The sequence below is a fragment of the Methylobacterium sp. J-118 genome (assembly GCF_057836565.1).
The window spans coordinates 3,557,031-3,583,373 of the sequence record NZ_JBYQFA010000001.1; the positions used below are offsets into that span (position 1 = coordinate 3,557,031).

A 26,343-nucleotide genomic window follows, 5' to 3' on the forward strand; every position below is an offset into this window, starting at 1 on the left:
CGTCGTCGTCGGACCCTCCGCCTCGGCGAGGATTGCGCGCTTCTGCTCGGGCGACCAAGTCCGTCGCGTTCCCGCGACGACGATGTGAGAACCGGTCGCCATAGGTCCAGACACAGGGTCGATACAGCGCCATCACCTTTATCCAGATCCACGCCTTATCCCCGCAAGGCAGCCGTCACCGAGCGCTTACGCTCGCTCAGCCGCTGAGCAGCGCGCGGTGCTGGTCGGCGGTGAGGGCCATGAGCGGCGGGCACAGGCGCAGCCAGCCATCCTCGCCCGTCGCCTGCGCGATGAGTGCCTTGATCGCGGCCATCTGGCGGGGGCCGACGGTGCGCTCGCGCTCGGTCACCACGCGGGCCTGCGCTGCGGCGACCTCGTCCGCCTGCGAGGGGTCGGCATAGTGCCGGTAGACGAAGGCGAGGTCCGCCGCGCAGAGGTTCGACGTTGCGGTGATGCAGCCCGCGGCGCCCTTCGGCAGCAGCGGCAACAACAGCGGGTCGGCGCCGGTCAGCACGGCGAAGCCAGGGAACCGCTCGATCATCGCCACGTGGTTGGCGATGTCGCCGGAGGAATCCTTGATGCCGGTAACGGTCTCCGGGTAGCGCGCCCGCAGCCGCTCGATCAGGTCGTGGGAGATCGGCACGCCCGAGACTTGGGGGATGTGGTAGAGGACGACGCGAAGCCGCGCATCGCCGATCCGTTCGATCACCTCCGAGTAGGCGGCGAACAACCCGTCATCGGTGACGCCCTTGTAGTAGAAGGGCGGTAGCATCACGACCGTGTTCACGCCGAGCGAGAGGGCGTGGTTCGTCAATTCGATCGTCTCCGAGATCGCCGCGACGCCTGTGCCGGGCATCAGCTTGTCCGGGGCGACGCCGGCCTCGACGGTCGCCTCCAGCAGAGCCTGGCGCTGGGCCAGCGAGAACGAGTTCGCCTCCCCGGTCGTACCGAGCAGGGCGACGCCGTCGCAGCCCTGCGCGATCAGCCGCTTGGCATGAGCCACGAAGCGTGTGTGATCTGGGGCGTAATCGGCCGTCAGCGGAGTGGCGGCGGCGCAGAACACGCCGCGGGGATGAAGGGCGGGAGCAGTCATCGCAGGAGCCTTCAGTAAGCGGCGCGGTAAAGTGAAAGGATGTCGGCGCGGCTCATGTCCCGCGGGTTGTTATCGAGGAGCCTGCGGATGGCGTGGGCCTCACCTGCCATCGCATCCAGATCGTCCTCCGGCACGCCGATGCGCGACAGGCGCAGTTCCACGCCGAGATCGGCGCAGAAGCGGGTAGCGTATTCGCGGACGGCGGCCTCGTCGGCGCTGGCCGGGGCACCGAGCGCCTGCAGCACGAGCGCGGTCTTCTCCGGCACGGCGGGCGCGTTGAACGCCAGCGTGTGCGGGAAGATCGCCGCGCAGGCGAGTCCGTGGGCGACGTGGTGCCGGGTGCCGAGCGGATAGGCCACGGCGTGGCCGGCGGTGGTGTTCACGGGCCCGAGGCAGAACCCGCCGTACAGGGAGGCCAGCGCCAGCCCGGCTCGGGCCTCGCGGTCGGAGCCGTCGGCTACCGCCTGCGGGAGGTATCGGCCGACAAGGCGCGCGCCTTCGAGGGCGTAGAGATCGATGGTCGGGTGCGCCTTGCGGCTGGTGAAGGCCTCGACGCAATGGGCCAAGGCATCGACGCCAGTCGCGGCGGTCACGGCGGCCGGGACGGTCATCGTGAGATCGGGGTCGATCACCGCGAGGTCGGCGAGCATGTAGCGGCTCTGCACAGCGAGCTTGGCCTGCGCCTCCGGGTCGGTGACCAGGGAGCGCGTGCCCGCCTCGCTACCGGTGCCGGCGGTGGTCGGGACTTGGACGAGGCCGATCCGGCGGCCGAGCACCTTCTCGGGGCCGACCACATCGCGCAGGGTCTGGCCGCTGCCCGGCAGGACCGCGACGAGCTTGGCGAGATCCATGGCGCTACCGCCGCCGAAGCCGATCACGCAATCGGGCCGGACTTCTTCCGCCAGGGCGAGGACCGCGTCGAGGTTCGGGATATCTGGCTCGGGCTTCACCGATCCGAACACGGTGACCTCGCCGGACAGGCCGAGGAGGTCCACCCGGCCGGCGTTGAAGGCATCGGCGACCACGAGCGGGCGGCGGCAGCCGCGCTCGGCGAGGAAGCGCGCGATGCGGGACAGGGTGCCCGCGCCGAAGACGATCTCCTGTGGCCGGACGAGGTCGATCGGTGAGGCGATGTTCATCCTGGTCCTCACGCCGCGTGGCGGGTGGCGGCGAGCTTCTCGGCATACTCGATCGCCTCGATCAGGCTGCGCTCGTTGGCGATCCCCTGGCCGGCGATGTCGAAGGCGGTGCCGTGATCGACCGAGGTGCGGATGATCGGCAGCCCGAGGGTGATGTTCACCCCCGACAGGTCCATCCACTTGCCCGTGGCCGGGTCGATCTCGAACCCCAGGAGCTTCACCGGGATGTGCCCCTGGTCGTGGTACATCGCGACCACCGCGTCGTATTGGCCGGCGCGCAGCTTCACGAACACCGTATCGCCCGGCACCGGGCCGTGGATGTTCAGCCCGTCGGCATTGGCCATTTCGATGATGGGCGTGCTGACGTCGATATCCTCGCGCCCAAACAGCCCGCCCTCGCCGGCATGGGGGTTCAGCGCGGCGATGGCGATCTTCGGGTTCGTGATACCCAGGCCCTTCAGGGCTTTGTCAGTGAGGTCGATGACGAGGCGCAGGCGCTCCGGCGTCAGGCGCTTGGGCACGTCCTGCAGGGCGACGTGGGTGGTGACGTGCGAAACACGCATGTTGCCGTGGGCCAGCATCATCACCGAGCCGCGCACGCCGGTCAGCTCCGCCAGCATCTCGGTATGGCCGGCATAGTGGTAGCCAGCCTTGTTCAGCGCCTCCTTGTTGAGCGGCGCCGTGACGATGCCGCCGATCTTGTCGGCCAGCGCCATACGCACACCCGCCTCGATCGCCTTGTAGGCGAAGCGACCGCCATCGGCGGAGAGCTGGCCCGGCTCGACGGGTGCGCCCTCCTCGTCGGCCTGGAGGCAACAAAGGGCGGGCCAGGAACCCGTTTCGGAGACTTCGGCGATTTGCTCCGTCAGGAGGCCCAACGACTGTTCCGCCCGGCGCAGGGCCGGGACGCTGCCGACGATCATGAGCTTCAAGTCTCCGGAATCGATCCGGTCCTTGAGACGCGCCGCGGCCTTGACGATGATCTCGGGGCCGATGCCCGCGGGATCGCCCATGGTGATGGCGAGGTGGGGGGTCATGTGCCGCTCCTGTCGTGCGGAAAGCCGTTTTGGGAAAGGATGTCGCGCCAGATTCCGGACGCACCGAAGGCGCCTGATTTCGACACGACCGGCAGGCCGTCCCATCGCCCGCCGCGGAGCGTCGCGCGCGGGAGGCCGGGTGCGATCTGCCCGGTCACGTCGAGGCATTCGACGGACAGGGCGAGGCAGAGCGCCTTGAGCGTCTCGCCCCCGGCGACGAGGAGGCTCCCCGGCCGGGGGAGCTCGTCGATCAATCTCGCGAAGGCCTCCGCGATCTGCCCTGCCGCTGCCCGGCGGGCCGTGCCGGGGGAAAGGTCGAGGCTCACCATCACCGCCCCGTCGCGGGACAGACGGTCGATGATGAGGTCTCGACGGGGCGCGCCGTGGGTGAGCACGAGCCGGAGGGGCCCGCAGGCCGCGAGTTGGGCCTCGGTCTCCGCGCGGTCGGACCCGAACAGCCCGAGGACCGGGCCTTCCAGCCGGCCATCGCAGGTTGGCTTCGTCCTCCCGGCGAGGGCAGCGGCGAGCCCGCCGCTGCCGCACCACAGGACGGAGCCGTCCGCCGGCAGAGCCGCGATGGCTGCGAGGTCTTCATCGGTGCGCGCATCGTAGACGGCGACGCCCGCCACCGGCCCGTCCGCGACCGCGGCCCGGCGGGCGGGGAGACCAGCCTCGCGCAGAATCTGCACGATATCGGTCGAGACGGGGACCCACTCCTCGCCGCGCCGCATCTGCTGTCGGCCTTCCACCGTCGCCCGGCCTTGGTAGGGGAAGGCGGGCGCCACGATGCAGCGTCGCCAGCCGCCTGCCTGCACCGTGGCCGCCAACTCCGTCGCCCAGGGACCACGCATCAGGCTGTCGAGTTTCTTGAAGGCGATATCCGCCCCGTCGAGGCGGGGCAGAAGCCCGCGCGTGATCAACACCGCCTCTTCTTTTCCGCGCTCGCGCGTCCCGGAATCGATGGCGAGCGAGCCCGATGCCCGATCCGGTAGGATCTCCGGCCACGCGACCGGGATGGTGCCACAGAGGCCGGTGAGGCCGGCCGCCGTGTCGAGGGTCCCGGTCAGGTCGTCGGCGATCAACCGCAGGGTCGGCATCGGAGCCTGCCTCAAGCCTTCGAGGGGCTGGCGGCGGCGAAGATGGAGCCCTCGGCCTCATCCTCCCGGCTCTTCAGAGGCGCGATCTCGCCGACGATGAACAGGTAGGAGCAGGCGCCGACGATGCTGAGCGTCCCGGCCACCGCCAGCGGCACCACGAACGAGCCCTGGGTGATCGAGACCATCACACCTGTGAAGGTGGTGATGGCGATGCCCGCGAGGTTCGAGGCGAAGTTCTGGATGCCGGAGATCGAGGCGACATGGGCCGGGGTCGGGGCGACGTCACCCGGCAGCGTCCAGATGTTGGCGCCGGCGAAGGCGAGACCGGAATACGAGATCGCCAGCAGGGTCAGGGCCGCCGCGTCACCCGGCACGAGGGGAGCCAGGGCCACCACGGAGGAGGCGAGCAGGCCGCCGACGAGGCAGGTCTTGCGGGCGGCGGTGAGGCTCCAGCCCGCCTTGAACAGACGGTCGGACAGGTAGCCGCCGAGCCAGCCGGCCGGGATCGCCACGAGGCCGGGCACCAGCCCGAGCGTGCCAAGCTTCGTCAGGGAAAAGCCGCGGGACTGCGTGAGGTAGGACGGGAACCAGGTGGTGTAGAAGTAGATGACGAAGTTCAGGCAGAAGAACCCGATCATCATTCCCCAGATCGTCCGGTAGCGGAACAGCTCGGCGTAACGGATCTTCTTGGCGCCGGCCTTCACCGCGTAATCGGCTTCCAGCACGGCGAGCTGCTCGGCCGAGACGGCGGAATGGTTTCTTGGATCGCGGTAGAGCACGTACCACAGCACCATCCATACGAGGCCGATGGCGCTGGTGACGAGGAAGGCTTCGCGCCAGCCGAAATTGGCGATGATGAAGGCCACCAGCGGCAGGGTCATCGCCGATCCGACGCGCGAGCCCGAGGCCCAGATGCCGGTGGCGAGCCCGCGCTCGGAGCGCCGGAACCACAGGGAGGTCACCTTGGCGTTGACCGGGTAGCAGAACGCCTCGCCGATCCCGAGCACCATGCGGCACGCGATGAGCGAGGCGACGCCGCCCGCAAACGCCGTCGCCAAGGTCGCGACCGACATGATCAGCGTCGCCACCGTATAGGTCAGGCGCGAGCCGAACTTGTCGATCAGCCAGCCGCCCGGCAGTTGCATCAGCACGTAGGACCAGAAGAATGCCGACAGGATCAGGCCCATCAGGGCCGGATCGATGCCGTATTCCTTCTGGATCATCGGCACGGCGACGCCGAGGTTGGCGCGGTCGATATAGTTGATCGCCACGGCGAGGAAGCACATCAGAACGATGAACCAGCGTTGCTTCGGCAGCGGTCGTGTTTTCTGTCCCGTCACGGCGCGATCCTCCCTTTTGTGCTTCTTCAGTCCATCAGGACCTTGCCGGGATTCATTAGGCCGGCTGGGTCGAGCACCCGCTTGATCGCGCGCATCACATCGAGTTCCAGCGGATCGGTGACCCGGGCGAGCCGGCCGCGGTTGGACAGGCCGATCCCGTGCTCGGCACTGATGGCGCCGCGCTGCAGCCGCGTCTCGTCATCGACGATGCCGTTGATGAGGGCGACGACACGGTCGGCCTCGCCGCTCTCCGTGAGCCTCGCCCGGTCGATCAGCGCGCAGACGTGGATGTTGCCGTCGCCGATATGGCCGTGCATCGCCACGACGGCGTGCTGCGCCGCCGCCCGGATCCTCGTCTCGACGTTCACGGCGAAGGCGGCCTGACGATCGAGCGGCACGGCGCTGTCGTGGGAGACGACGAGGCCGGAGCGTTTGTTGCCCTCCGACACGCTGTGGCGGACCTTCCAGATGGCCTTGGCCTGCGCCTCGCTCGATGCGATCAACGCGTCCGAGATCAGCTCGCGCTCCAAGGCCTCACCGAGCGCGGCTTCGAGAGGCGTCGCGAGGTCGGTGCCGGCCATTGTGTCGGTGAGCTCGACGATAAGGTACCACGGCGTGTCGAGGCTGAACGGGATCGCCGTATCCGGCACGTGATCGCGAATGGCCTCGATCTGGCTGCGATTCATGATCTCCAGCGAGCCCAGCCGGTCGCCAACATGGGAGCGCAGCAGGCCCATCACCTCCAGCGCCTGCTCGACGCCGGGCAGCATCGCGAGCGCCGTGAGCGACACCCGCGGCTTGGCGAAGAGCTTCAGCACCGCCCCGGTGATGATGCCGAGCGTGCCCTCGGCGCCGATGAAGAGCTGCTTCAGGTCGTAGCCGGTGTTGTCCTTCCGCAGGGCGCGCAGGCCGTCGAAGATCCGACCGTCGGGGAGCACCGCCTCGATGCCGAGGACGAGGTCGCGCGTCGGGCCGTAGCGCAACACGGCGGTCCCGCCCGCATTGGTGGCAATGTTGCCCCCGATCTGGCAGGAGCCCTCCGCCCCGAGGCTCAGGGGGAAGTACCGATCCGCCGCCTCGGCCGCGGCCTGGATGTCGGCCAGCACGCAGCCGGCCTCGACGGTGATGGTGTTGGCCAGCGGGCTGACGGCGCGGATCGCTCGCATCCGATCCAGCCGGATCACGAGGTTGCGGCCGGGCGCGGTGGGGGTGGCGCCACCGCACAGGCCGGTATTGCCGCCCTGCGGGACGATGGCCACGCCTTCGCGATGCGCCAGGGCAACGACCTGCGACACCTCGGAGACATTGGCGGGCTTCACGACCGCGTCGGCTTGGCCGTGGTAGCGCTCGCGCCAGTCGGTCACGTAGGGGGCGAGATCGTCGCTCGGACCAATCACGTTCCGAGGGCCGACGATGGCGGCCAAGAGTTCGATGAAGCCTTGAGCATCACTCACGGCAACCTCCCATATAGCGGGGTCCCGCCCCGGCATCAAATTTGTTATAAAGTTGTCAGTCAATTACGCGGGGCTATAGGACAGGTCAAGGGGCTTTGGCCGCCTAATTCCAGACAGGTTCCGGCGACAACCATTCTTCCGAATGGCGAATTTGCGACGGCGCGGAGGCGACACGGGGCGTGTCGAGAGCCACGCCGCACCTGACATCTTTTTTACAAGTTGCGTGACGGGGGCGCCCAGATGTGTCAGGTTGGCGCTTCCTCGAACCGACACCCTGCCTATGTGGTCGTGCGGGAACGGACAGCCAGTGACGGCACCTTTGGCCCTATCATCGGAGGCATCGACGCCTCGCCCGACGAGTCTGGTGGATATCGTCTACCGGGCGATCCTCACCAGCGTGGCGGACGGCACCTACGCACCGAACGACCGCCTGCCGAGCGAGCACGATCTCGCGGGCCAGTTCGGGGTCTCGCGCCCCGTGGTCCGCTCCGCCCTCGACCGGTTGCGGCGCGAGGGAGCCATCGTGTCCCGGCGCGGCGCGGGCAGCTTCGTCCGGGCGAGCGAGGCGAAGCAGACGCTGGGCTTCGCCCCGGTCGAGAGCATCGCCGACATCCAGCGCTGCTACGAGTTCCGGCTCACCATCGAGCCGGATGCCGCCTTCCACGCGGCCCTCCGGCGGGACGAATCAGCCCTCCACAGCATCGCGGCAGCCCTGGACCTTCTCGCGACGGCGACGCGCCAGGAACAGCACCGCGAGGATGCCGACTTCATGTTCCACCACGCGATCGCGGAAGCTTCGAACAACCACTACTATGCGGCCTCTCTTCAGGCGCTGCGCTCGCACATCGCGGTCGGCATGAAGATCCATGGCCTGTCCCTTCTCGGTCCGAACTCCGGCCTGAAGGGCGTGCTCGACGAGCACGAGGGCATCTTCCGCGCGATCCAAGACGGCGAGGCCGAGGCGGCCCGAAGCTGTATGGCCATCCATATCCGCACCTCGCGGGACCGCCTGTTCGAAGGGCGGTTGCTCGATCTTTCGCTGTAAGTCCTAGAACGGTCGCCGAGTCGGTCGGCATTTTGGGAAGCACGTCGGAGCCGGATCCGAAGAAGCGCGTCTCCTTTTATACGCACCAGACGGATAGCTTTCCGCCACATCCAGACATTGAACGGCCGCGCTCACAGGGTCGCGGGCAACGCGGAACCGGACGATACCTGCCGACGGAGCAACGCTCGTCACGCTCGCCACACGGAACTTCGGCACGCGCCGCCCCGCCTCCGCGGCGTGGGACGCCGACATCTTGGCCGTTGTGCGCGTTCAGAAGGCGCGTGCGGGGCAAAACCTCCCTGCGTCGGAGCGCGCCTATGTGATCGGCAAAGGCATCAGCGCAGCTCAGGCGACCCGCGACAGGCTCCCGGATTGCGTCGCGTGCGTATCCCGCGCGGACTCGTAGGCGCGATTGCGGAGGGCCGTCTCGCTGGGCAACTGGTCGATCACGTCACCCGAGGCGGGGTCCATGACCTGGAATACGATCGCGCTGGTGTCCGGGTCCTGGATGAAGCGCGCCTTGCTGCTGGTGGCGGCGATATCGAGCTTCACCGCCGGCTCCAGCGTCGTGGCGCCCGCCGACGGATCCGGCGTGTCTTGCGTGCTGGCGGAGGCGGCTGTGGCCCCGAGCGCGTCGAGGCCCTGGGGGCCCTGCGTCGGCGTCGTCAGCGGGCGGATCTCCATGGTCGATCTCCTGCAATCCTGTGATCAGGGATTCAGGGACGAGCGCGCCTAAGCGTCCCTTAACGCTTGGCCTTGATCCACCGAATGTCGCGCGCCGTCCGGGTATGGGATGAACATCCGGTTACCGCAGCGGCACAAATCCATGCTGTTTTCGGCGTCGCAGTGGGATGCGCGAGCCCGGTTGCATAGGGACGTCCCGCTGGTGACCGCGACACCGCGCGAAGCCATCCGCCGGCATCGACCCATCGCGGTCCGCCGCGCCCGCATGGCCGCACCGTTGAGGCGACCCAACCGACAACGCGCGGATCTGAGGCTCTCGGCCCTGCACTATGGCTCTGGTCCCGGATCCCCGCTCCCGGTCAAGGTGCAGATGGCGGGCGATCCGGAAACACGCTGCGGCACGCCCGTTCCTGACCGGACCGGGCGTGCCGCCGGCTCATTCGGCGGCGTCCACGTAGAGCTTCCCACCCTCGGCGAGGAATTCCTGCGACTTCGCTCGCATGCCGGCCTCGGCCTCGGCCTTGGACATCGCGGGCGCGGCGCCCACGACTTCCCCGGCCTCCTCCATCGCCAGCACCTCGGCGCGCAGATCCTGCGTGATCTTCATCGAGCAGAATTTCGGCCCGCACATCGAGCAGAAATGCGCGACCTTGTGGGCGTCCTTGGGCAGAGTCTCGTCGTGGTAGCGGCGGGCCGTGTCCGGATCGAGCCCCAGGTTGAACTGGTCCTCCCAGCGGAAGTCGAACCGGGCGCGGCTGAGCGCGTCGTCGCGCAGCTGCGCGGCGGGGTGGCCCTTGGCGAGGTCGGCGGCATGGGCGGCGATCTTGTAGGTGATCACCCCGGTCTTCACGTCGTCCCGGTCGGGCAGGCCGAGATGCTCCTTCGGGGTGACGTAGCAGAGCATCGCGGTGCCGAACCAGCCGATCATGGCGGCTCCGATACCCGACGTGATGTGGTCGTAGCCCGGCGCGATGTCGGTGGTCAGCGGGCCGAGGGTGTAGAACGGCGCCTCGCCGCACTCCTTCAGCTGCTTCTCCATGTTCACCTTGATCTTGTGCATCGGCACATGGCCGGGGCCCTCGATCATCACCTGGCAGCCCTTGTCCCAGGCGACCTTGGTGAGTTCGCCCAGCGTCTCCAGCTCGCCGAACTGCGCGGCGTCGTTGGCGTCGGCGATCGAGCCGGGGCGCAGGCCGTCCCCCAGGGAGAACGACACGTCGTAGGCCCGCATGATGTCGCAGATCTCGTCGAACCGCTCGTAGAGGAACGATTCCCGGTGCCCGGCGAGGCACCAGCGGGCCATGATCGAGCCGCCGCGGGAGACGATGCCGGTGACCCGCCGGGCGGTGAGCGGCACGTGGGCGAGGCGCACGCCGGCATGGATGGTGAAGTAGTCGATCCCCTGCTCGGCCTGCTCGATCAGGGTGTCCTTGAACACCTCCCAGTCGAGCTTGAGCGGGTCGCCGCCAACCTTCTCCAGCGCCTGGTAGATCGGCACCGTCCCGATCGGCACGGGTGAATTGCGGATGATCCACGAGCGGATGTTGTGGATGTTGCGGCCGGTGGACAGGTCCATGACCGTGTCGGCGCCCCAGCGGATCGACCAGACCAGCTTCTCGACCTCCTCGGCGGCCGACGACGTCACCGCCGAGTTGCCGATGTTGGCGTTGATCTTCACCAGAAAATTCCGGCCGATCGCCATCGGCTCCAGCTCGGTATGGTTGATGTTGGCCGGAATGATCGCCCGGCCGCGGGCGATCTCGTCCCGCACGAATTCCGGGGTGATGAACGGCGGCACCGCGGCACCGAAGCTCTGGCCGTCGGCGAGGGTGGCTTCCGCGCCCTCCAGCATCTGCTCCCGGCAGGCGTTCTCGCGGTGGGCGACGTAGATCATCTCCTCGGTGATAATCCCGGCGCGGGCGAATTCGTACTGCGTCACCGCCTGGCCCGGCGCCGCCTTGCGGATCGTGCGGGTGGCGGGGCAGGGGGCCACGAGCTTGTCGCCGGCAAAGCCGTTATCCTCGGGCTTGACCGCCCGGGGCGCGACGGACGTGTAGCCGCGCGCCGCGATCCAGGGCTCGCGCACGCCGGGCAAGCCGGCGCTGAGGTCGATGCGCGCGTCGGTCTCGGTATAGGGACCCGAGGGATCGTAGACCCGCACCGGCGCCTCCTTCGGGTCCGACAGGGCGATCTCTCGGTAGGGCACGCGGATGTCGGGCCGGCCGATCGGACTGGCGTAGACCTTGCGCGATCCGGTGACCGGACCGGTGGTCACGGCCTCGGGGCTGCCTTTCACGTCCTTGGGAAGAACGGGTGCGTTCATCGTGGGCCTCTCCTCGTGCTGGAGCGGTCCGGTCCACGCGATGGCTGAGATGAGAGAGGCGGGCGCACGGGCGCGACCGCAGGTTCCCGTCCCTCCGCCGGTATGAGCCGGATCAGGTTCAAGGGTCAGGGCAGCGTGCCCAATCTCAGCCCCCTGCGGGGCCCCCCTCGGAACGGTTCGAGACTCACAACTACGGACGACTTTGTCAATGCTGCCCGGGCGCTGGAACATTCGTCCGCGAAACCCGCTCCGAAGACCGGAAGGGTTTGCAGCGAGGATCCCGTTCCCGTCAGCCGGGGCGGTGCAGGCGCGCGTCTTGCCGGACGTCGGGAGACCGATTTAGGGAAGTCTCCCGCCGCGCACCGCCCACGCCAGCCGGTCCCCTTGCGCCTTCTCGCCGGCCTCGCGCTCACCCTTCTGCTGCTCTACGGGCTGGCTCTTGCTGCGCTCGCGCTCGGTCAACGCCGGTTCCTCTATCCGGGTGCCTATCGGCCGTCAGCGTCTTTTCCGCTCCCCCCGGGGGTCGGGGCGATCACGGTCACCACCGCGGACGGCGAGACGCTCCATGCCCTCTGGCGGCCGCCGCTTCCGGGTTGCGGGATCGTGGTGAGCTTCCACGGCAACGGCTCCCGCCCCGAGCCCCACGCGGCCCGCTTCTCCGCAAATCCCTGGCGCGCGGCCGGATGGGGCCTGCTCACCGCGACCTATCGCGGCTATCCGGGCTCGACCGGCCACCCGACCGAGGACGGCCTGATCCAGGACGGTCTGGCGGCGGTGGCGACTGCGGCGGCACGGGCGCCCGGCGCGCCGATCCTGCTGCATGGCCATTCCCTGGGCGCAGCCGTGGCGGTGGCGGTGGCCGAGCGCGTGCCGCCGATCGGGCTTTACCTCGAGGCGCCGTTCGACTCGATGGTTCATGCCGTGCGGCTCCATGTCCCGCTGGCACCGTCCTGGCTCCTGCGCGACACCTATCGCTCGGATCTGCGCATCCGGAGCGGTACCGAGCCGATCCTGATCGTCCAGGGCCGCGACGATCCTGTGGTGCCGGCCAAGCTCGCCCGGGCGCTCGCCGCGGCGGCCGGGCCGCGGGCGCGGATCGCGGTGGTCCCGGGCGATCATGTCTCCATCTACGGTGTCCGGGATCGGGAGGCCGAAGCGCTCTTCGGCGCGCGCGTCGGCCCGGCCTGCATGCCCGCGTCAGGGACCGTGCGGTGAGAGCCGGAGTGAGGGAGGGGACGCGTGGTCGGACGGCGATCCCGGCGCTGGAGCGCCGATGATCCCGATCATCAGGACGGCGTCCCCGGGGCCGATCCGATCTGCCCGCTCTGCGAGAGGCCGATCCCGCCGCGCGCCCGTTCCAGCCTCCATCACCTGACCCCCAAGCTGAAGGGCGGCACGCACCGGGGCACCGTGCGGCTGCACCAGATCTGCCACTCGGCCATCCACGCCCGCTACAGCGAGGCCGAGATCGCCAAGCGGCTCGCCGACGTGGCGGCGCTGCGGCTGGATCCGGAAATCGCGCGGTTCCTCGTCTGGGTCCGCGGCAAGCCCGACGACTTCCACGCCGCCACGCGCATGACCCGCGACCGGAAGGGGGCCAAGCGCCGGACCTGAGCGGCGGGTGTTTACCCGGTCTTCGCCACGTCCGCAGAAGTCGTGCGCGACGAGCATTGCCGTCAACCTCGCTTGGTCCAGGATCACCCCTGTCTCGAGGGATGCGGTGATGGCTGGGGCAGGGGACGCGCGGGATCGACTGGCCTGGGTCGACATCGCCAAGGGGATCTGCATCCTCCTGGTGGTGATGATGCACGCCGTGACGGGCACCGGCGAGGCCATGGGCGGCGAGGGCTTCCTTCACCCGGTGGTCGCCTTCGCGAAGCCGTTCCGGATCCCGGATTTCTTCCTGCTGTCGGGCCTGTTCGTGGGCCGGGTGATCGACCGCGACTGGCGCCTGTTCTCCGACCGGCGCGTGGTCCACTTCGCCTATTTCTACCTGCTGTGGCTCGTGATCCAGTCGGCGGCCCGGTACGGGAAGATCGTCGGCGACGACGGTCCGGCGGCCTTCGCGGCCCATCTGGCCCATGCCCTGGTCGAGCCCTATTCCACCTTGTGGTTCATCTACCTGCTGGCGGCGTTCTCGGTGGCGACCAAGGCCCTGCGCCGCGTCCCGGGCGGCGTGCTGCTGGCGGGGGCGGCGCTGCTGCAGATCGCCGACATCCGCAGCGACTCGACCCTGATCGAGGAATTCTGCGCGCGCTACGTCTACTTCGTCGCCGGGTACCTGTTCGCCGACCGGATCTTCGGCCTCGCCAACGCGGCGCGTCGGCGGGTCGGCCCGGCGCTGGCCGGCCTCGGCATCTGGGCCGTCCTGGAGGCCTGGCTCGCCCTGACGCCGTCGGCCGATCCCGCGCATCCGACCCTGGCCAGCATGCCGGTGGTCGGCCTCGCCCTGGGTGCGGCCGGTGCGCTGGCCATCGTGGTGGCGGCCGCGCTGATCGGCCGGGCGGGCGGCCCCGTCGCCGAGGCGATCCGGACCTGCGGGCAGCGCTCGATCGTGATCTACCTCGCCTTCTCGCTGCCGATGGCCGCGACGCGGGAGATTCTGGTCCGGACCGGGATGATCACCGATATCGGCGTCGTCAGCCTGATCGTCATCCTGGTCGCGGTGCTGCTGCCGCTGGGGCTGGAGCGGCTCGTGCGCAACACGCCGCTCGGCCTGCTCTTCGTCCGGCCCGCCTGCTTCCACCTCGCGGCGGGCGGCGCGCCGGTGAGGCCGGCCCTGCCGGCGACCTGACCGGGGATTTCAACCCTCGAAGGCGATGCCGATCCGGCGGCTGCGCCGCCACGCCACGGCGGCCGGCCGCGGATCGCTGCCTTCCGTGAGCCGCACCGGGAAACGATCCGGCACCGGCTGGTCGGTCTCGACCTCGATCTGCGCGCCCGTCTCGGTCGCGTCCCAGACCAGGCAGGCGACCTCGCCGCAGGCGAGCAGAAGAGAGCCGAAGGTGAAGGCATTCCTGCGGAACGTGCCGCGGCGGTCCTCCGTCATGCGCCTCTCCCTCGGCCTCGCGACCCCGCGGAGCCGGGCTCCGCGGCACGGGATGATGTCGGATGCCGGTTAACAGGCCGGATACGGCAGACTAGGCGTTTCTGGATGCCGGTGATCAATAATCGTCCGGGTCACCCCGGTAGCGCCGCGGCGCCGGCCCGTAATCCTCGTCGTAACGGCGACGCATCGGCGGGCGATCGTAGTCCCGGCCGTAGCGGTCCGGGTCGCGGCGACGGTCATCGTAACCGTCGTCCCGGTCGCGGTCGCTGTTCCGGCCCGCGGCGATGCGCGGCGCATACCAGCAGCTCTTCGGCTGGCCCGGGGCCGGGTCGCCGAAGGTCTGCGTGTTGCAGGGGACCATGCCGCCCTGCGGAAACGGGCGGCCGTTGGTCCGGCCGGGGACCCCGTAATAGACGTTGGTGGGGTAGGGCATCCGGCAGACGCCGCCCTCCTGGGCGCAGCCCACCAGGTTCACCGTGTCGAGCTGATAGGCATGCGCCGCGGCGAGCCCCATCAGGCTCGCCCCCAGCGAGCCGGCCGCGACGGCCAAAGCGATCCGATTCCACACGTCCCCGATTCCCCCATGGTGCGTGATGACGGTGCCGCTTAAACCGGCCGACGGCTTCCGGCCAGCGACAGCGCTCGTTATGGCGTGGCCGGGCGTTCGATTTCACGCACAGGCGCGGATCCACCGACGTCAGGACGTCACGCGGCGCCCCGGTGCCCGCCGAAAGCCGCCTTGGGAGGGCCTGATGAGGGATACGTCCGCGCAGGAACTGCTGCTCCTCAGCGCGCTGCAGGAATGCCGGATTCAGCTCGAGGCGGCGCAGCGGGACGAGGCGAGCCGCGCCGTCATGCGACGCGAGCTCGATGACGCCCTCCGGCGCGCGGAGGCGCTCGCGGCCGAAGTCGTTCTCGAACGGGAGCGGACCGAGGCGGTCCGCCTGGTGCTCTCCGCCGCGGTGATGAGCCTCCGGCGGTTCGGCCTGCGCCGTCGCCTGTTCCGCGCCCGCATCGTCCGGCTCGGCCGGCAGACGCCGGATTCGGGTCCTGAGGCAGCGCGGCACGCGGTTCTGCTCGCCGAGGCCCGGCGCGTGCTCGGCGCGGCGCCGTCGGTCGATCCGTCCGCCTGAGCGAAGGCGCATCCGTCCGGTCGCGAAGAACGGGTGACGAACGGTTCGATAACGGCCCCTTAAACCGCCGCATTTAGCGTGCCGAAACCGAGACGCGTTTCGGGCGACGCGCGCCGGTCCGATCAGTCACAGACGGGATGCATGGCCAAGGGTCGAGGCAGGATTGAGCCGAATTTCGACGTGCCCGAGGGGCGCGTCCGGGATCGCGGCGAACTCGATCTGCGCCTGTCCCGGGACGATCGTCCCAAGGCAGGAGACGGCGTGGGCAAGCGAGCGGGTGGTCCGGCACGCAAGCCGGGCAGGGCGGCGGCGCGTCCGAAGGCCTCGGGCCGGCGGCGGCGCTCGTGGCTGGGCCGGCTCGTCTACGCGACCGTGGTGCTCGGCCTCTGGGCGGTGATCGGGCTCGCCGGGCTCATCGCCTACCACGCCTCGCAGTTGCCGCCGATCGACCAGCTCGCAGTGCCGAAGCGCCCGCCCAACATCGCCATCCTGGCGAGCGACGGCACGCTGCTGGCCAACCGCGGCGAGACCGGCGGCCGGGTGGTCTCGATCAAGGAGCTGCCGCCCTACCTGCCGCGTGCCTTCGTGGCGATCGAGGACCGGCGGTTCTATCAGCATTTCGGCGTCGACCCGGTCGGTATCCTCCGGGCCATCGGCCAGAATCTGACCCGGCGCGGCGTCGCGCAGGGCGGCTCGACGCTGACGCAGCAACTCGCCAAGAACCTGTTTCTGACCCCCGAGCGGTCGGCATCGCGAAAGATCCAGGAGGCGATCCTCGCCCTCTGGCTGGAGCACAAGTACAGCAAGGACGAGATTCTCGAACTGTACCTCAATCGTGTCTATTTCGGCGCCGGCGCCTACGGGGTCGAGGCGGCGGCGCAGCGCTATTTCGGCAAGCCCGCCAAGGAGGTCTCCCTGGCGCAGGCGGCGATGCTCGGCGGCCTCGTCCAAGCGCCCTCGCGGCTGGCCCCGAACCGCAACCTGCCGGCGGCCCAGGCCCGCGCCGCGCAGGTGCTCGCCGCCATGCAGGAACTCGGCTTCGCCTCGGCGCAGGACGTGCGCGTGGCGCTCGCCCAGCCGGCCAAGCCCGCCAACGCCCGCGGCGGCGGCTCGGCCAACTACGTCGCCGACCTCGTGATGGACGTGCTCGACGACTACGTCGGCAAGTTCGACACCGACATCACCGTCCAGACCACCGTCGATACGGCTCTTCAGGCCACCGCCGAGAAGGCGCTGACGGATGAGCTCAACGCCAAGGGCGCGCGCTACAATGTCGGCCAGGGGGCGATGGTGTCGATGCGCCCCGACGGGGCGATCCGCGCGCTGATCGGCGGCCGCGACTACGCACAGAGCCAGTTCAACCGCGCCACCACGGCCAAGCGCCAGCCGGGCTCGTCGTTCAAGCCGTTCGTGTATCTCGCCGCCGTGGAGCACGGGGCCACCCCCGACACGGTGCGGGAGGACGCGCCGATCCGGATCGGCACCTGGGCGCCGGAGAACTACTCGCACCGCTACGAGGGTCCGGTGACCCTGCGCACCGCGCTGGCCCAGTCGCTCAACACCGTGGCGGTGCGGCTGGGCCAGGAGGTCGGCCCGAAGGCGGTCGTGCAGACGGCGCAGCGGCTCGGCATCACCTCGCCGCTCCAGGCCAACGGCTCGATCGCGCTCGGCACCTCCGAGGTGACCCTGCTAGAGATGGTCGGCGCCTACGGCGCCTTCGCCAACGGCGGCACCGGCGTCATCCCCTATGTGGTCACCGCCGTGAAGGGCCAGGGCGGCACCGTGCTCTACAAGCGCTCCGAGAACGGGCTGGGCCGGGTGATCGACCCCAACGCCGACGGCATGATGAACGCCATGATGCACGAGACCTTCGTCTCGGGCACCGGCAAGAAGGCCGACATTCCGGGCTGGGACCTCGCGGGCAAGAGCGGGACCACCCAGGATTACCGCGACGCGTGGTTCATCGGCTTCTCGGGCAGCCTCGTGACCGGGGTCTGGCTCGGCAACGACGATGGCGAACTCACCAAGAAGGTCTCCGGCGGAAACCTGCCGGCAGAGATCTGGAAGGCCTACATGACCCAGGCGCTCAAGGGTCAGACGCCGGTGCCGCTGCCCGGCCTGAACCGCTGGCGCAAAGCGCCGGAGACGACCGCCTCGGTGGCCAATGCCGCCCCGGGAACGCCGGCCGGGATCCTCGGACAGATCTTTGGCGAGCCGGAGGCCCCCGCACCGCGTCCGGCGGCGGCGTCGCGGCGTGCGCCGAAGGATGACCGCAACTTCATCGAGAAGCTGTTCGGGATCGGGGACTGACCGTCGACAAGCATCTGGCTAGGCGGGGGCAGCGTCCTCCTCCGATAGCCGGCCGCACTGTCCTGGACCCCGCTCGATCGCTGTGCACACGCCGGACGCCCTGTTCGTGTCGCCGGTTGCGGCGTTCTCCGCCACCAGCACCGCCGGCCGTAGCCGGGTCGGACGCCGCTGATGCTCACAGCATCGGCAGCATCCGCGGACGCGGGCCTCTCGGGAAATGCGCGTCGATCGAAGCGATCTCGGCTGGCGCCAGCCGCAGGTCGGCCGCGCCGGCATTCTCGATGGCGCGGGCCCGGCGCCCGGTCTTGGGAATCGTGAACGTCCCGGTCATGCGGGTCAGGAAGGCCAGGGCCACGGCGTGGGGCGTCGTCCCGTGCGTCCCAGCGATCCCCGCCAGGGCCTGCCCGCCGGGACTCGCGGGATCGGGGAAGTCGCCGCTGCCGAAGGGCGAATACCCGATCAGGGCGACGCCGTTCTTTTCGCACCAGGGCAGCACGGCATGCTCGATCGCCCGTTCGTTCAGATGGTACAGGACCTGATTGCAAGCGATCCGATCCGGCCCGGCGATGGCGAGCGCCCGGTCGAGATCCGCGACATCGAAGTTGCTGACGCCCCAGGACAGAATCTTCCCAGCCCGCCGCAGATCCTCGAATCCGGCGATCGTCTCCTCCAGGGGGTGCTGGCCGGGCCAGTGCAGCAGGTAGCTGTCGAGGCGGTCGGTGCGCAGCCGCCGGAGGGAGTCCTCGCAGGCCCGCGCGACGCCGCGGCGGGTCGCGTTCCCCGGAACCACCTTCGAGACCAGGAACACCTCCTCGCGGCAATCCACGATCGCCTCGGCGACGATGGCCTCGGCATCGCCGTACATCTCGGCCGTATCGATATGGGTCATCCCGGCATCGATGCCGGCGCGAAGCGCGGCGATCGCATCGCCGCGGTCCGATCGGTCGATGTGCCAGGTGCCCTGGCCGATCACCGGCACCTGGACGCGGGTCGCACCGAAGCTCCTGGCATGCATGGCATCGTTTCCTTCCCTGTCTCGGCGGCTCTGCGGTGGCCGCGGACCCCGAAGGACCCGGACCCCGCAGGAGCCGCGACGGTTTCGCGATTCCGCTGACCGACACGCCTTACTCGCGCCATCTTGGATTGTTGAGCAATGGGGGTCGCGTGACGGCGGCGCTGCACTTTAGGCCATGGCCTGACGTCCGGAGGCCCGGGCCCGCCAGGCCGGTGCCGCTGCGCCCTCGCGCCGGTCGCGTGGGACCGGGATCGGGCTGCGGCCGGTCGGTTGGCCATGCTGGAGTTGCGCCGATGCTGCCCGCCCACCGCGTCTTCTGGGTCCTGATCCTGCTGGCGGCCGCGGGTGCCGGACTGCTCTACAACATCATCTTCGCGGCGGGCGCCTCGCCGCTCGCCGGGTTCACCTACGGGCTCTGCATGGGCGCGACGGTGCTGGCCTTCGATCGCGGCCTGATCCTGGCGGGCCTGCAGGCGCGGATCCGGCGTTTCCCGGCCTGGCTCTACGTCGTGGCGGCCGAACTCGCCTACGTTCTGATGATCATGGCCGGCAACGCCCTGGGCGGTCTCCTCGTCTGGGCCTTCGCGCTCACCCCCGACGACCTCGCATCGGCGACCCGGATGACCGCGCGGGTCCTCGCCTATGCCCTGGCGGTCTCCGGCCTCCTGGTCTTCGTGATCCGGATGCGCGATCTGATCGGGGGCGAGGTGTTCGTGAACTTCATGATCGGCCGCTACCACCGGCCGGTGGCGGAGGAGCGGATCTTCCTGTTCCTCGATGTGGTCGGCTCGACGGCCTTCGCGGAGGCGCATGGCGATCTCCGGGCGCAGGATTATCTCGGAGCCGTCTTCGCGACCCTGGCCGAGCCGGTCCGCCGCAACGGCGGCTCCGTCGACGATTATGTCGGGGACCTCGCCATCATCACGTGGCCGATGGCCCGCGGTCTCAAGGATGCGCGCTGCGTCACCTGCCTGTTCGACGTGATCGACCGGATCGAGGCGGATGCGGCGGCCTGGACGACCCGGTTCGGGACGGTGCCGCGGCTCCGGGCGGCGCTGCACGGCGGCTCGGTGGTGACGGCCGAAGTCGGTGTCGACCGGCACAAGATCGCGTATTTCGGCGACGCCGTGAACGTGACGTCGCGGATCGAGGCCCTGTGCCGCCCGCTGGGCGTCGGGATCCTGATCTCGCAGGATCTCCTCGATCGCCTGGCGCGGCTGCCGGAAGGGGTCCGTGCACGTTCGCTGGGGGCCCACGCCCTTCGGGGGCGCGGTGCCCCGCTCGCGGTGGCCACGCTCGAGCGCGGGGATGGCGAGGCCGTGCCCCTAACCGGCCTCGAACCGCGCCGCCTGGCGGCCGCCCGCTGATGGCCTCCGCCGATGCCCCGCCCTCCGCGCTGCTCATGGCTATAAAGATGTCGCTGCGCTTCGGTCTGCCGCTGATCGGGTTGCTGGTCTTCGGGCACGCCGTCCTGATCTCGGTCGGCGGCGACATCGAGCGCTGGCAATTCGCCCTCGGTGTCCTCCTGATCCTGGCGGGCTTCACCTCCAAGCTCGTTCCGCGGTCGTGAGCACGGAGCCGGCGGGACCGCCGATCTACCTCGACGCCGATGCCTGCCCGGTGAAGGACGAAACCTACCGGGTCGCCGCCCGCTACGGGCTCACCGTTCACGTGGTCGCCAACAGTGTCCTGAACCTGCCGCGGGAACCCTGGATCGTGCGCGTCGTGGTCGGTTCCGCCCTCGATGCCGCCGACGATTGGATCGCCGAGCGGGCAGGGCCCGGGAGCATCGTTCTCACCGCCGACGTGCCGCTCGCCGCCCGGTGCGTGAAGGTCGGCGCGACCGTCCTGGCCTTCACCGGCAAGCCGTTCAGCGAGTCTTCGATCGGCATGGCGCTGGCGACCCGCGATCTGATGCAATCCCTGCGCGAGGCTGGGACGATCACCGGCGGCCCGAAGCCGTTCTCCCGCGCCGATCGGTCGGCCTACCTGTCGGCCCTGGACCGCGCGGTGAACCGGATCCTGCGCGAACGTCCGCGCAACGCCTGAGGATCGGAGGCCGGACGTTCCCGTGCCGGGTCAGTCCTGCGTGGCCGGGACGAGTGCCTTGAGTGCTGCGTTGATACGGTCCTGCCAGCCGGGACCATCCTTCTGGAAATGGGCCAGAACCGCGCTGTCGAGGCGCAGGCTGACCATCTCCCGCGCCCCGGGGGGCACGATGGCACGGGGGGCCGCTGGCTGCTGCGGTGGCGGTGGCGGTGCCTCCGGCTTGGGAGACGTGGCGGCCCGGAAGGCCGCTTCGGCCGCCGCGCGGGGATCGGTGAAGCGGCGGCGGTTGCGATCTTCGGCCATCGGCCTCTAATCCTTTGCCGCGGTCTTTTTCGGCGCAGCCTTCTTGGCGGCACCCTTGCCCGCGCTTTTCGCGGCCGATTTGGCTTCCTTCTCAGCCGCCTTGGCCTGCGCCTCCGCAGCCTCCTTGGCGAGCCGGAGGGAGCGCAGCTTGACGGTCCGCTCATCGACCGCCTTGATGGCCGCGTGATGTTCCGCCATCGCCTGCGCGCCCTCGCGAGCCATCCGCTCGGCGCGCTCCGCACGTTCGGCGCGGTTTTCAGCGCGCGTCTTCGCCTCCGCTTCCGCGTCGCGGATGGCATTCGCCTCGTCGAGGTCGAACTCAGTCTCGTCGCTCATCCTGTGCCTTTCGCCCCGGCCCAGGGAGTCCAGCCCTGCGCACTCTGCGCTGGGCGGCGACTGGGCGGGTCCGGCCTGTTCGAGGGGGGAGGGCAAGGCCGGATGACGCGCTCCCGTGTTCCGTAACCGGAGGCACACGGGAGCGTGTCCGGTGACGCTTTAGCATGCTCGCCCAGCCGATGGCGAATCCGCCGTGGGGGTCCGTCCGATCAGCGCACAATATTCGCTGAGATCGGCGGAAGTTTTGATCAGTGCAGACTGCACCGCGCTTAGCCAAGCGTTGTGACGCTGAGTTTACCGCACCCGGAAGTTGAGGGGAATGGACACGGACAGGCTCGGCTGGGCCACGCCGCTGGGGGCCGGCGGGAGGCTGCCGCGCACCGCCGAGAGCGCTGCGCTGTCGATCTGGCCGACCCCGCTGGATCGGGCGACGCCGGCAGCCGTGACCTGGCCCGAGCGCAGGACGGTGAAGCGGACCACCGCCGTCCCGCCACCGGTGCCGTTGGCGGCACCGGCATTCATCCGCCCGTGGATCGCCGCGCTGATCGCCCCGGTCCATTGCCGCAGCGCGCTCGGATCGTTGCCCGCCGCTGCGCGGCCGGCCGCGTTCTGGCGCGACGCCGAGGCGGAGTTGCGCGCCTCGGCGCCGTCCTGTGCCTTCGCCTGACGCGCCTTGGCCTCCCGCGCGGCCTTCGCCTTGGCTTCGCGGATCTCCTCCAGGCGCTCCTGGCGGGCCTCCTCGCGCTTCTGCTCGCGAAGTTTCTCCTCCCGGATCTTGCGCAGCTTCGCCTCCCGCTCGGCCTTCAGCTTGGCGGGATCAGGCGTCGGCTTCGGCGGTTCTTCGGTCTTCGCCACCTCGGCGGGCGGGGGCGCCTCGGGCTCGGCCGCCTCGGAGGTGGAGGTGATCACCTGGCTCGGCGGCTCGACCGGTACGGCCTCCGGCGGTGGCTCGACCGCGGGACTCTCCTCCGGCTTCACTTCGGCGGTCTCGGCCGGCGGTGGGGGCTGGACCGCCTCGTCGGGGGGTAGTTCGACCGGCTTCGTCTCCGGGGGCGCCGCCTGGCTCATCTGCTGCTCGGACGGGGCTTCCGTCGGCGCATCGGTCATAATCGGCGCGAGATCCACGGTGACCTGCTGTTCGCCCGGGGGGGTGGGCGGCGCGAGCTGCAGGAACATCGCGGCTGCCAGCGCGAGGGCGTGCAGGCCCAGCGCGACCAGGAACGCCGCGACCAGTCCGGACGGCCGGCGCGCCCCGAGATCATCCGACAGATCCGTCGACACGAAGCGGTTCATCGGCTCAGCGCGGGGCCCCTGCCGGGACAGCGGGTGCCGCCGGCGCGGCGCCACCGGGCGATTGCGCGATCAGCGACACCTTGGTGAAGCCGGCCTGGCCCACGAGACCCATCACCTCCATGACCTTGCCGTAGGGCACGTCCCGGTCACCGCGTACCAGGATCACCTGGTTCTTGTCGGCGGCGGCCATCTCCCGAAGCCGCGGCACGAGGCTGTCCATCGTGAACACCTCCTTGGCGATGGACGGATTGCCGTCCTTGTCCACCGTCACCTCCTGGGGCTTCTTTGATTGCGCCACCTTGGGGGCCGCGGTCTTCGGCAATTGCACGGGCACACCGGTGGTCATCAGCGGGGCGGCGATCATGAAGATGATCAGCAGCACGAGCATCACGTCGACCATCGGGGTCACGTTGATGTCGGACATCGGCACGTCGTCGAGGTCGTCCTCGTCGCTCGCGCGAATGGATCCCATCGCCATCGGGCGTCTCCGGTTCCGGTGCGTTCGGCCCGAGCGTGCGGGCGCGGAGGGGGCTTATTCGGCCGCGGCGCGGTGCTTCGCGCCGGCACGGTCGCGGGCGAGGCGGTTGCCCAGCATCGAGATGTAGGAGGAGAACATGCTCTGGACGGCGCCGACGTCGCCCGACAGCTTGTTGTAGGCCATGACGGCCGGGATGGCGACGACGAGGCCGATGGCGGTGGCGAACAGGGCCTCCGCGATACCCGGTGCGACCACGGCGAGCGACGTGTCCTGGCTCCGCGCGATCGACGAGAACGAGTTCATGATGCCCCAGACCGTGCCGAACAGGCCGACGAACGGAGCGGTCGAGCCGGACGTCGCCAGCAAGGAGAGGCCGGTGCGCAGGCGCTTCATCTCGAGGGTGAGGGCACCCTTCATCGCCCGCTCGATCCGCTCCCGGCGCTCCGCCCGCGTCTCGGAGGCGTCCTGGTCGCGCCAGGCGTCGATGGCGGCGCGCACGACGTGGCCGGCTATGCCGTCGAGTTCGCCGTCGAGATTCCCGCCGGACTGAACCAGCGTGGCGAATTCCCTCGCCTGGCGCCGGGCGGCGACGAGGCGGATGATCTTCTCGAAGACCACCGTCCAGCAGGCGATGGAGGCGACCACCAGGAGGATCATCACGCCCTTCACGATCGGGTCGGCCTGCAGGAACAGGCCGAGGAACGAGAAGTCGTGGGCCGCCTCGATCGGGGCTTGTGTCGGGTCCATCGCGGGCTCCTGGCGTCCTAGATCTCACGCGGCTGTCCGCCGCCGCCGTATCGGGTGCGGCGCGTGCCGCTCACCGCCCGGCGATCCGTGGCGCCGGGCGGTTTCGTCGCGTCATCCGTCGGACCGATGCGATCAGCGGTCGAACGGCAACCCGGCCTTGGTCTCGGTCTCGGTCCGTTCGAGGCAGGCCTCGCGGGCCGCGTCGCCACCGTCGCAGGACAGAACATCGTTCAAGAGGACCCGCCCGACCTTGTTGCAAGCGATCCCGGGGAAATCGAAGATTTTCACCACCGTCTTCCGCGGCGGAAGCGGACCGAGCTCGACGGCCACGCGCTTCTGCGCCACCCCGTCCGTGTCGAAGGCGAAGAGATCGACCTTGTAGGATTTGAGGCCCGCGCCCTTGGTGTTGTCGATCACCATCGTGATCCGGCACGCCTCACCGGCGGTCTCCACCTTGTTGAGCTGCAGCTTCAGCGGCGCTGCCTTCTCGGCCCCGTCCTGAGCGAGAGCGGAGGCGATCAGGAGCGCCGAGATCGCGACGCAGGCCGCGGTGTCCAGGGCGAGGCGCCCGATCCGGCGACGGTACAGGGGAACACGCAGGGCTAGCACCGAACCGTCGTCCTTTCTGATCCGGTCGGGCGACGCGGCGCCCGCCGGTGTGACCGATCCCCGGAGGATCAATGAAGCACCACGCCACCGCGGCAGGCCGGCGGCGCCAGACGCGCGGCCGCTGCCTCCAGCGGTTCGACGGCCGCGCGGACCGCCTCCACGAGACGGGGCGCCGCCGTGCGCCCGGTGATCTCCGCCGCCGCCGCCTCCAGATCCGCCCGGAGCCGGCGGCGGCCCCGGTTGATCAGATCGACCAGCGCGCATTCGTGTCCGGTGACGCGGCAGCAGCTCGCCGGCATGAACGACCAGTCTGCGTCCCGCTCGGCGCGCAGGGCTCGGATGATCGCCACGACGCTGGCCACGAAACGGCAGCCTTCCGCGGGTCCCAGCAATTGCTCGGCCCCGTCGAACGCCGCGTTCCAGCAGGCCACGTCGCTGGTCATGTATCCGGCCGCGACGAAACGGGCCACCGACAACGCCAGGATCTCGGCCTCGTCGCCGCACACATCTGCAACGCGCCGCAACGCCGCACCGTTCGCCGGGATCTGGGGGGCGTTCATGGGCTCCGGTGCCTCGGCTCGCAGGCGAAATCCAAGGCGATCGTCCCGGTGGGCGGGCCGATCACCAAGGGGCGCAGTAAGCCACGCACGGCCTATGGATCAAGGCCCGACGCGAATATCAGAGCAGTTCCAAATTGTTAGGGGCGAGCGTGACCTTTTCCGAACCTGCCATACTTTCCTGGTCCGAATTGCCGAATGGTCCCGATACACGTCTTGGCCCGGACTTCTGCTCATCCCACCGTCCGGCGAAGGAAACCGACCGTCTCTCTTGATGGCCCGCGGGACGGCGGCCATATCGTTCTCTTGCCGGCGTCGTCTCGTCCGGCGGAGCGCTGCCTCGGCGGGCTCCCTGTCAACGAGGTGCTCAGGCATCCCGGAGCGGCGGCAAGCCCTGGGGTCGGAGGCTTCGCCTTCTGGATGACGGCCGCGATGACGCGCAACTCGCCCTTCGGGCACCCGTTCCTGCTCGGCTTCGACGAGATCGAGCAGGCCCTCGACCGGGTCTCCAAAGCCGCCAACGATGGCTATCCGCCCTACAATATCGAGCGCCTGCCGCGCACCGAGAGCGAACCTGAACGGCTGCGCATAACCCTTGCCGTCGCCGGCTTCACCCGCGAGCAGCTCGATGTGATGCTGGAGGAGAGCCAGCTCGTGGTGCGCGGCCGGCAGGTGGACGAGCGCGAGCGGCATTTCCTCCACCGCGGCATTGCGGCGCGCCAGTTCCAGCGGACCTTCCTGCTGGCCGACGGCATGGAGGTTCTGGGTGCCGATCTCGCCAACGGCCTGCTGTCGATCGACCTGGTCCGGCCGGAGCCGGATCGGATCGTGCGCAAGATCGATATCGGTGCGCGCGACTGAGCCGGATTGATCGAACGTCAATAATCCCCACATCAACGACGTGCCACCGGTGCCTACGGGACTGGTGGAGGACGCTCTGCCACCCCAGGAGGGCCTTGATGACCGCTTTGAATCCGTCTCCCTTCACGCCCGCCGACCTCGACCCGGCCGATTTCCAGCCGGCCGATCTCGCGGCGCTCGGTGAGGGGCATATCGCCTATGTCCGGCCGATCCGGTCCGACGAGGTGCGCCGCTTCTTCCCGCAGGCCCCCGAGCTGACGCCGGGCCTCGATCTGTTCGCGCTGCTCTCGGCGAGCGGCGCGCCGATCATGCTGGCCGATTCCCGCGATGTGGTCCTGGCCAATGCCGTCGCGAACGACCTGCAGCCGGTCAGCCTGCACTGAGACTGCCG

29 protein-coding genes and 1 riboswitch are annotated in these 26,343 nt (G+C 69.6%); of the genes, 11 read left to right on the forward strand and 18 right to left on the reverse strand.

What is annotated here, in order from left to right:
* Window positions 1–196: 196 nt before the first annotated feature.
* Genes AC3IF3_RS17135 through AC3IF3_RS17160 form a run of 6 tightly spaced genes read right to left on the reverse strand, consistent with a single transcriptional unit; the run spans window position 197 to window position 7,160 of the window.
* Window positions 197–1,093 carry a dihydrodipicolinate synthase family protein gene (locus AC3IF3_RS17135; RefSeq protein ID WP_489229642.1) on the reverse strand — a complete coding sequence of 299 codons (897 nt, stop codon included), beginning with the start codon at window positions 1,091–1,093 and terminating at the stop codon, window positions 197–199.
* An 11-nt stretch (window positions 1,094–1,104) separates the two neighbouring features.
* Entirely contained in the window at window positions 1,105–2,232 is a 1,128-nt protein-coding gene (locus tag AC3IF3_RS17140; RefSeq protein ID WP_489229643.1) for an iron-containing alcohol dehydrogenase, read from the reverse strand.
* A gap of 8 nt (window positions 2,233–2,240) precedes the next feature.
* On the reverse strand, window positions 2,241–3,269 hold the full coding sequence (gene pdxA, locus AC3IF3_RS17145) for a 4-hydroxythreonine-4-phosphate dehydrogenase PdxA (protein ID WP_489229644.1): 1,029 nt from the start codon (window positions 3,267–3,269) through the stop codon (window positions 2,241–2,243).
* Window positions 3,266–4,366: a four-carbon acid sugar kinase family protein gene (locus AC3IF3_RS17150; protein ID WP_489229645.1), complete on the reverse strand. Its 1,101-nt coding sequence runs from the start codon at window positions 4,364–4,366 to the stop codon at window positions 3,266–3,268. The genes pdxA and AC3IF3_RS17150 overlap by 4 nt, the downstream gene beginning before the upstream one ends.
* Before the next feature lie 11 nt (window positions 4,367–4,377).
* Window positions 4,378–5,706: an MFS transporter gene (locus AC3IF3_RS17155; protein ID WP_489229646.1), complete on the reverse strand. Its 1,329-nt coding sequence runs from the start codon at window positions 5,704–5,706 to the stop codon at window positions 4,378–4,380.
* A 26-nt stretch (window positions 5,707–5,732) separates the two neighbouring features.
* On the reverse strand, window positions 5,733–7,160 hold the full coding sequence (locus tag AC3IF3_RS17160; RefSeq protein ID WP_489229647.1) for an FAD-binding oxidoreductase: 1,428 nt from the start codon (window positions 7,158–7,160) through the stop codon (window positions 5,733–5,735).
* 280 nt (window positions 7,161–7,440) lie between these two features.
* Between AC3IF3_RS17160 and AC3IF3_RS17165 the strand changes: the two genes are divergently transcribed.
* Window positions 7,441–8,205, forward strand: coding sequence for a FadR/GntR family transcriptional regulator (locus AC3IF3_RS17165; RefSeq protein WP_489231322.1), 765 nt, complete (start codon window positions 7,441–7,443; stop codon window positions 8,203–8,205).
* A 345-nt stretch (window positions 8,206–8,550) separates the two neighbouring features.
* Here the strand turns inward: AC3IF3_RS17165 and AC3IF3_RS17170 are convergent, their stop codons facing one another.
* On the reverse strand, window positions 8,551–8,889 hold the full coding sequence (locus AC3IF3_RS17170; protein WP_243973223.1) for a flagellar protein FlaG: 339 nt from the start codon (window positions 8,887–8,889) through the stop codon (window positions 8,551–8,553).
* A 436-nt stretch (window positions 8,890–9,325) separates the two neighbouring features.
* A complete protein-coding gene (thiC, locus tag AC3IF3_RS17175; RefSeq protein WP_489217400.1) occupies window positions 9,326–11,212 on the reverse strand; it encodes a phosphomethylpyrimidine synthase ThiC in 1,887 nt (628 codons plus the stop codon).
* Between the two features lie 72 nt (window positions 11,213–11,284).
* A riboswitch (TPP riboswitch) is annotated at window positions 11,285–11,390 on the reverse strand.
* 206 nt (window positions 11,391–11,596) lie between these two features.
* Here thiC and AC3IF3_RS17180 point away from each other — a divergent pair.
* The 3 genes from AC3IF3_RS17180 (at window position 11,597) to AC3IF3_RS17190 (ending at window position 14,006) form a co-directional block, all read left to right on the forward strand.
* Window positions 11,597–12,427, forward strand: coding sequence for an alpha/beta hydrolase (locus tag AC3IF3_RS17180; protein ID WP_489229648.1), 831 nt, complete (start codon window positions 11,597–11,599; stop codon window positions 12,425–12,427).
* Between the two features lie 24 nt (window positions 12,428–12,451).
* Window positions 12,452–12,826, forward strand: a complete 375-nt coding sequence (locus AC3IF3_RS17185) for an HNH endonuclease family protein (RefSeq protein ID WP_489229649.1) — start codon at window positions 12,452–12,454, stop codon at window positions 12,824–12,826.
* Between the two features lie 109 nt (window positions 12,827–12,935).
* The gene (locus tag AC3IF3_RS17190) at window positions 12,936–14,006 is read left to right on the forward strand and encodes an acyltransferase family protein (RefSeq protein ID WP_489229650.1); all 1,071 of its coding nucleotides are present in this window, start codon (window positions 12,936–12,938) and stop codon (window positions 14,004–14,006) included.
* A gap of 9 nt (window positions 14,007–14,015) precedes the next feature.
* Here the strand turns inward: AC3IF3_RS17190 and AC3IF3_RS17195 are convergent, their stop codons facing one another.
* Both AC3IF3_RS17195 and AC3IF3_RS17200 read right to left on the reverse strand, forming a co-directional pair.
* On the reverse strand, window positions 14,016–14,261 hold the full coding sequence (locus AC3IF3_RS17195; RefSeq protein WP_243973682.1) for a pilus assembly protein PilZ: 246 nt from the start codon (window positions 14,259–14,261) through the stop codon (window positions 14,016–14,018).
* A gap of 115 nt (window positions 14,262–14,376) precedes the next feature.
* Complete coding sequence (locus tag AC3IF3_RS17200; RefSeq protein WP_489220362.1) at window positions 14,377–14,775, reverse strand: hypothetical protein; 399 nt, start codon at window positions 14,773–14,775, stop codon at window positions 14,377–14,379.
* Between the two features lie 238 nt (window positions 14,776–15,013).
* Here AC3IF3_RS17200 and AC3IF3_RS17205 point away from each other — a divergent pair, with 238 nt between their 5' ends.
* Window positions 15,014–15,394 carry an ATP-dependent helicase gene (locus AC3IF3_RS17205; protein WP_489229651.1) on the forward strand — a complete coding sequence of 127 codons (381 nt, stop codon included), beginning with the start codon at window positions 15,014–15,016 and terminating at the stop codon, window positions 15,392–15,394.
* 141 nt (window positions 15,395–15,535) lie between these two features.
* Entirely contained in the window at window positions 15,536–17,704 is a 2,169-nt protein-coding gene (locus AC3IF3_RS17210; protein WP_489229652.1) for a transglycosylase domain-containing protein, read from the forward strand.
* 175 nt (window positions 17,705–17,879) lie between these two features.
* On the opposite strand, the gene AC3IF3_RS17215 is transcribed toward AC3IF3_RS17210, so the two are convergent.
* The gene (locus tag AC3IF3_RS17215) at window positions 17,880–18,719 is read right to left on the reverse strand and encodes an aldo/keto reductase (protein ID WP_489217405.1); all 840 of its coding nucleotides are present in this window, start codon (window positions 18,717–18,719) and stop codon (window positions 17,880–17,882) included.
* 293 nt (window positions 18,720–19,012) lie between these two features.
* Between AC3IF3_RS17215 and AC3IF3_RS17220 the strand changes: the two genes are divergently transcribed.
* From AC3IF3_RS17220 to AC3IF3_RS17230, 3 genes are read left to right on the forward strand one after another with little or no spacing between them, the layout of a single operon-like run.
* A complete protein-coding gene (locus AC3IF3_RS17220) occupies window positions 19,013–20,086 on the forward strand; it encodes an adenylate/guanylate cyclase domain-containing protein (RefSeq protein WP_489229653.1) in 1,074 nt (357 codons plus the stop codon).
* Entirely contained in the window at window positions 20,086–20,289 is a 204-nt protein-coding gene (locus tag AC3IF3_RS17225; RefSeq protein WP_243973688.1) for a hypothetical protein, read from the forward strand. The genes AC3IF3_RS17220 and AC3IF3_RS17225 overlap by 1 nt, the downstream gene beginning before the upstream one ends.
* The gene (locus tag AC3IF3_RS17230) at window positions 20,286–20,768 is read left to right on the forward strand and encodes a YaiI/YqxD family protein (protein WP_243973689.1); all 483 of its coding nucleotides are present in this window, start codon (window positions 20,286–20,288) and stop codon (window positions 20,766–20,768) included. Before AC3IF3_RS17225 ends, AC3IF3_RS17230 begins: the two co-directional genes overlap by 4 nt.
* A gap of 30 nt (window positions 20,769–20,798) precedes the next feature.
* Here AC3IF3_RS17230 and AC3IF3_RS17235 read toward each other — a convergent pair whose 3' ends face one another.
* The 7 genes from AC3IF3_RS17235 to AC3IF3_RS17265 form a co-directional block, all read right to left on the reverse strand.
* Complete coding sequence (locus AC3IF3_RS17235) at window positions 20,799–21,071, reverse strand: BrnA antitoxin family protein (protein WP_243973690.1); 273 nt, start codon at window positions 21,069–21,071, stop codon at window positions 20,799–20,801.
* A 6-nt stretch (window positions 21,072–21,077) separates the two neighbouring features.
* Entirely contained in the window at window positions 21,078–21,407 is a 330-nt protein-coding gene (locus AC3IF3_RS17240; RefSeq protein WP_243973691.1) for a hypothetical protein, read from the reverse strand.
* A gap of 294 nt (window positions 21,408–21,701) precedes the next feature.
* The gene (tolA, locus tag AC3IF3_RS17245) at window positions 21,702–22,700 is read right to left on the reverse strand and encodes a cell envelope integrity protein TolA (protein WP_489229654.1); all 999 of its coding nucleotides are present in this window, start codon (window positions 22,698–22,700) and stop codon (window positions 21,702–21,704) included.
* Window positions 22,701–22,704: 4 nt separating this feature from the next.
* Window positions 22,705–23,178: an ExbD/TolR family protein gene (locus AC3IF3_RS17250; RefSeq protein WP_489229655.1), complete on the reverse strand. Its 474-nt coding sequence runs from the start codon at window positions 23,176–23,178 to the stop codon at window positions 22,705–22,707.
* Between the two features lie 54 nt (window positions 23,179–23,232).
* Window positions 23,233–23,925, reverse strand: a complete 693-nt coding sequence (locus AC3IF3_RS17255) for a MotA/TolQ/ExbB proton channel family protein (RefSeq protein ID WP_243973694.1) — start codon at window positions 23,923–23,925, stop codon at window positions 23,233–23,235.
* A gap of 132 nt (window positions 23,926–24,057) precedes the next feature.
* A complete protein-coding gene (locus tag AC3IF3_RS17260) occupies window positions 24,058–24,534 on the reverse strand; it encodes a Tat pathway signal protein (protein ID WP_489217410.1) in 477 nt (158 codons plus the stop codon).
* Between the two features lie 68 nt (window positions 24,535–24,602).
* Window positions 24,603–25,094, reverse strand: a complete 492-nt coding sequence (locus tag AC3IF3_RS17265) for a hypothetical protein (RefSeq protein ID WP_489217411.1) — start codon at window positions 25,092–25,094, stop codon at window positions 24,603–24,605.
* 429 nt (window positions 25,095–25,523) lie between these two features.
* Here AC3IF3_RS17265 and AC3IF3_RS17270 point away from each other — a divergent pair, with 429 nt between their 5' ends.
* Complete coding sequence (locus tag AC3IF3_RS17270) at window positions 25,524–25,952, forward strand: Hsp20 family protein (RefSeq protein WP_243973697.1); 429 nt, start codon at window positions 25,524–25,526, stop codon at window positions 25,950–25,952.
* Window positions 25,953–26,050: 98 nt separating this feature from the next.
* Window positions 26,051–26,335, forward strand: a complete 285-nt coding sequence (locus tag AC3IF3_RS17275) for a BQ00720 family protein (protein ID WP_243973698.1) — start codon at window positions 26,051–26,053, stop codon at window positions 26,333–26,335.
* Window positions 26,336–26,343 lie beyond the last annotated feature (8 nt).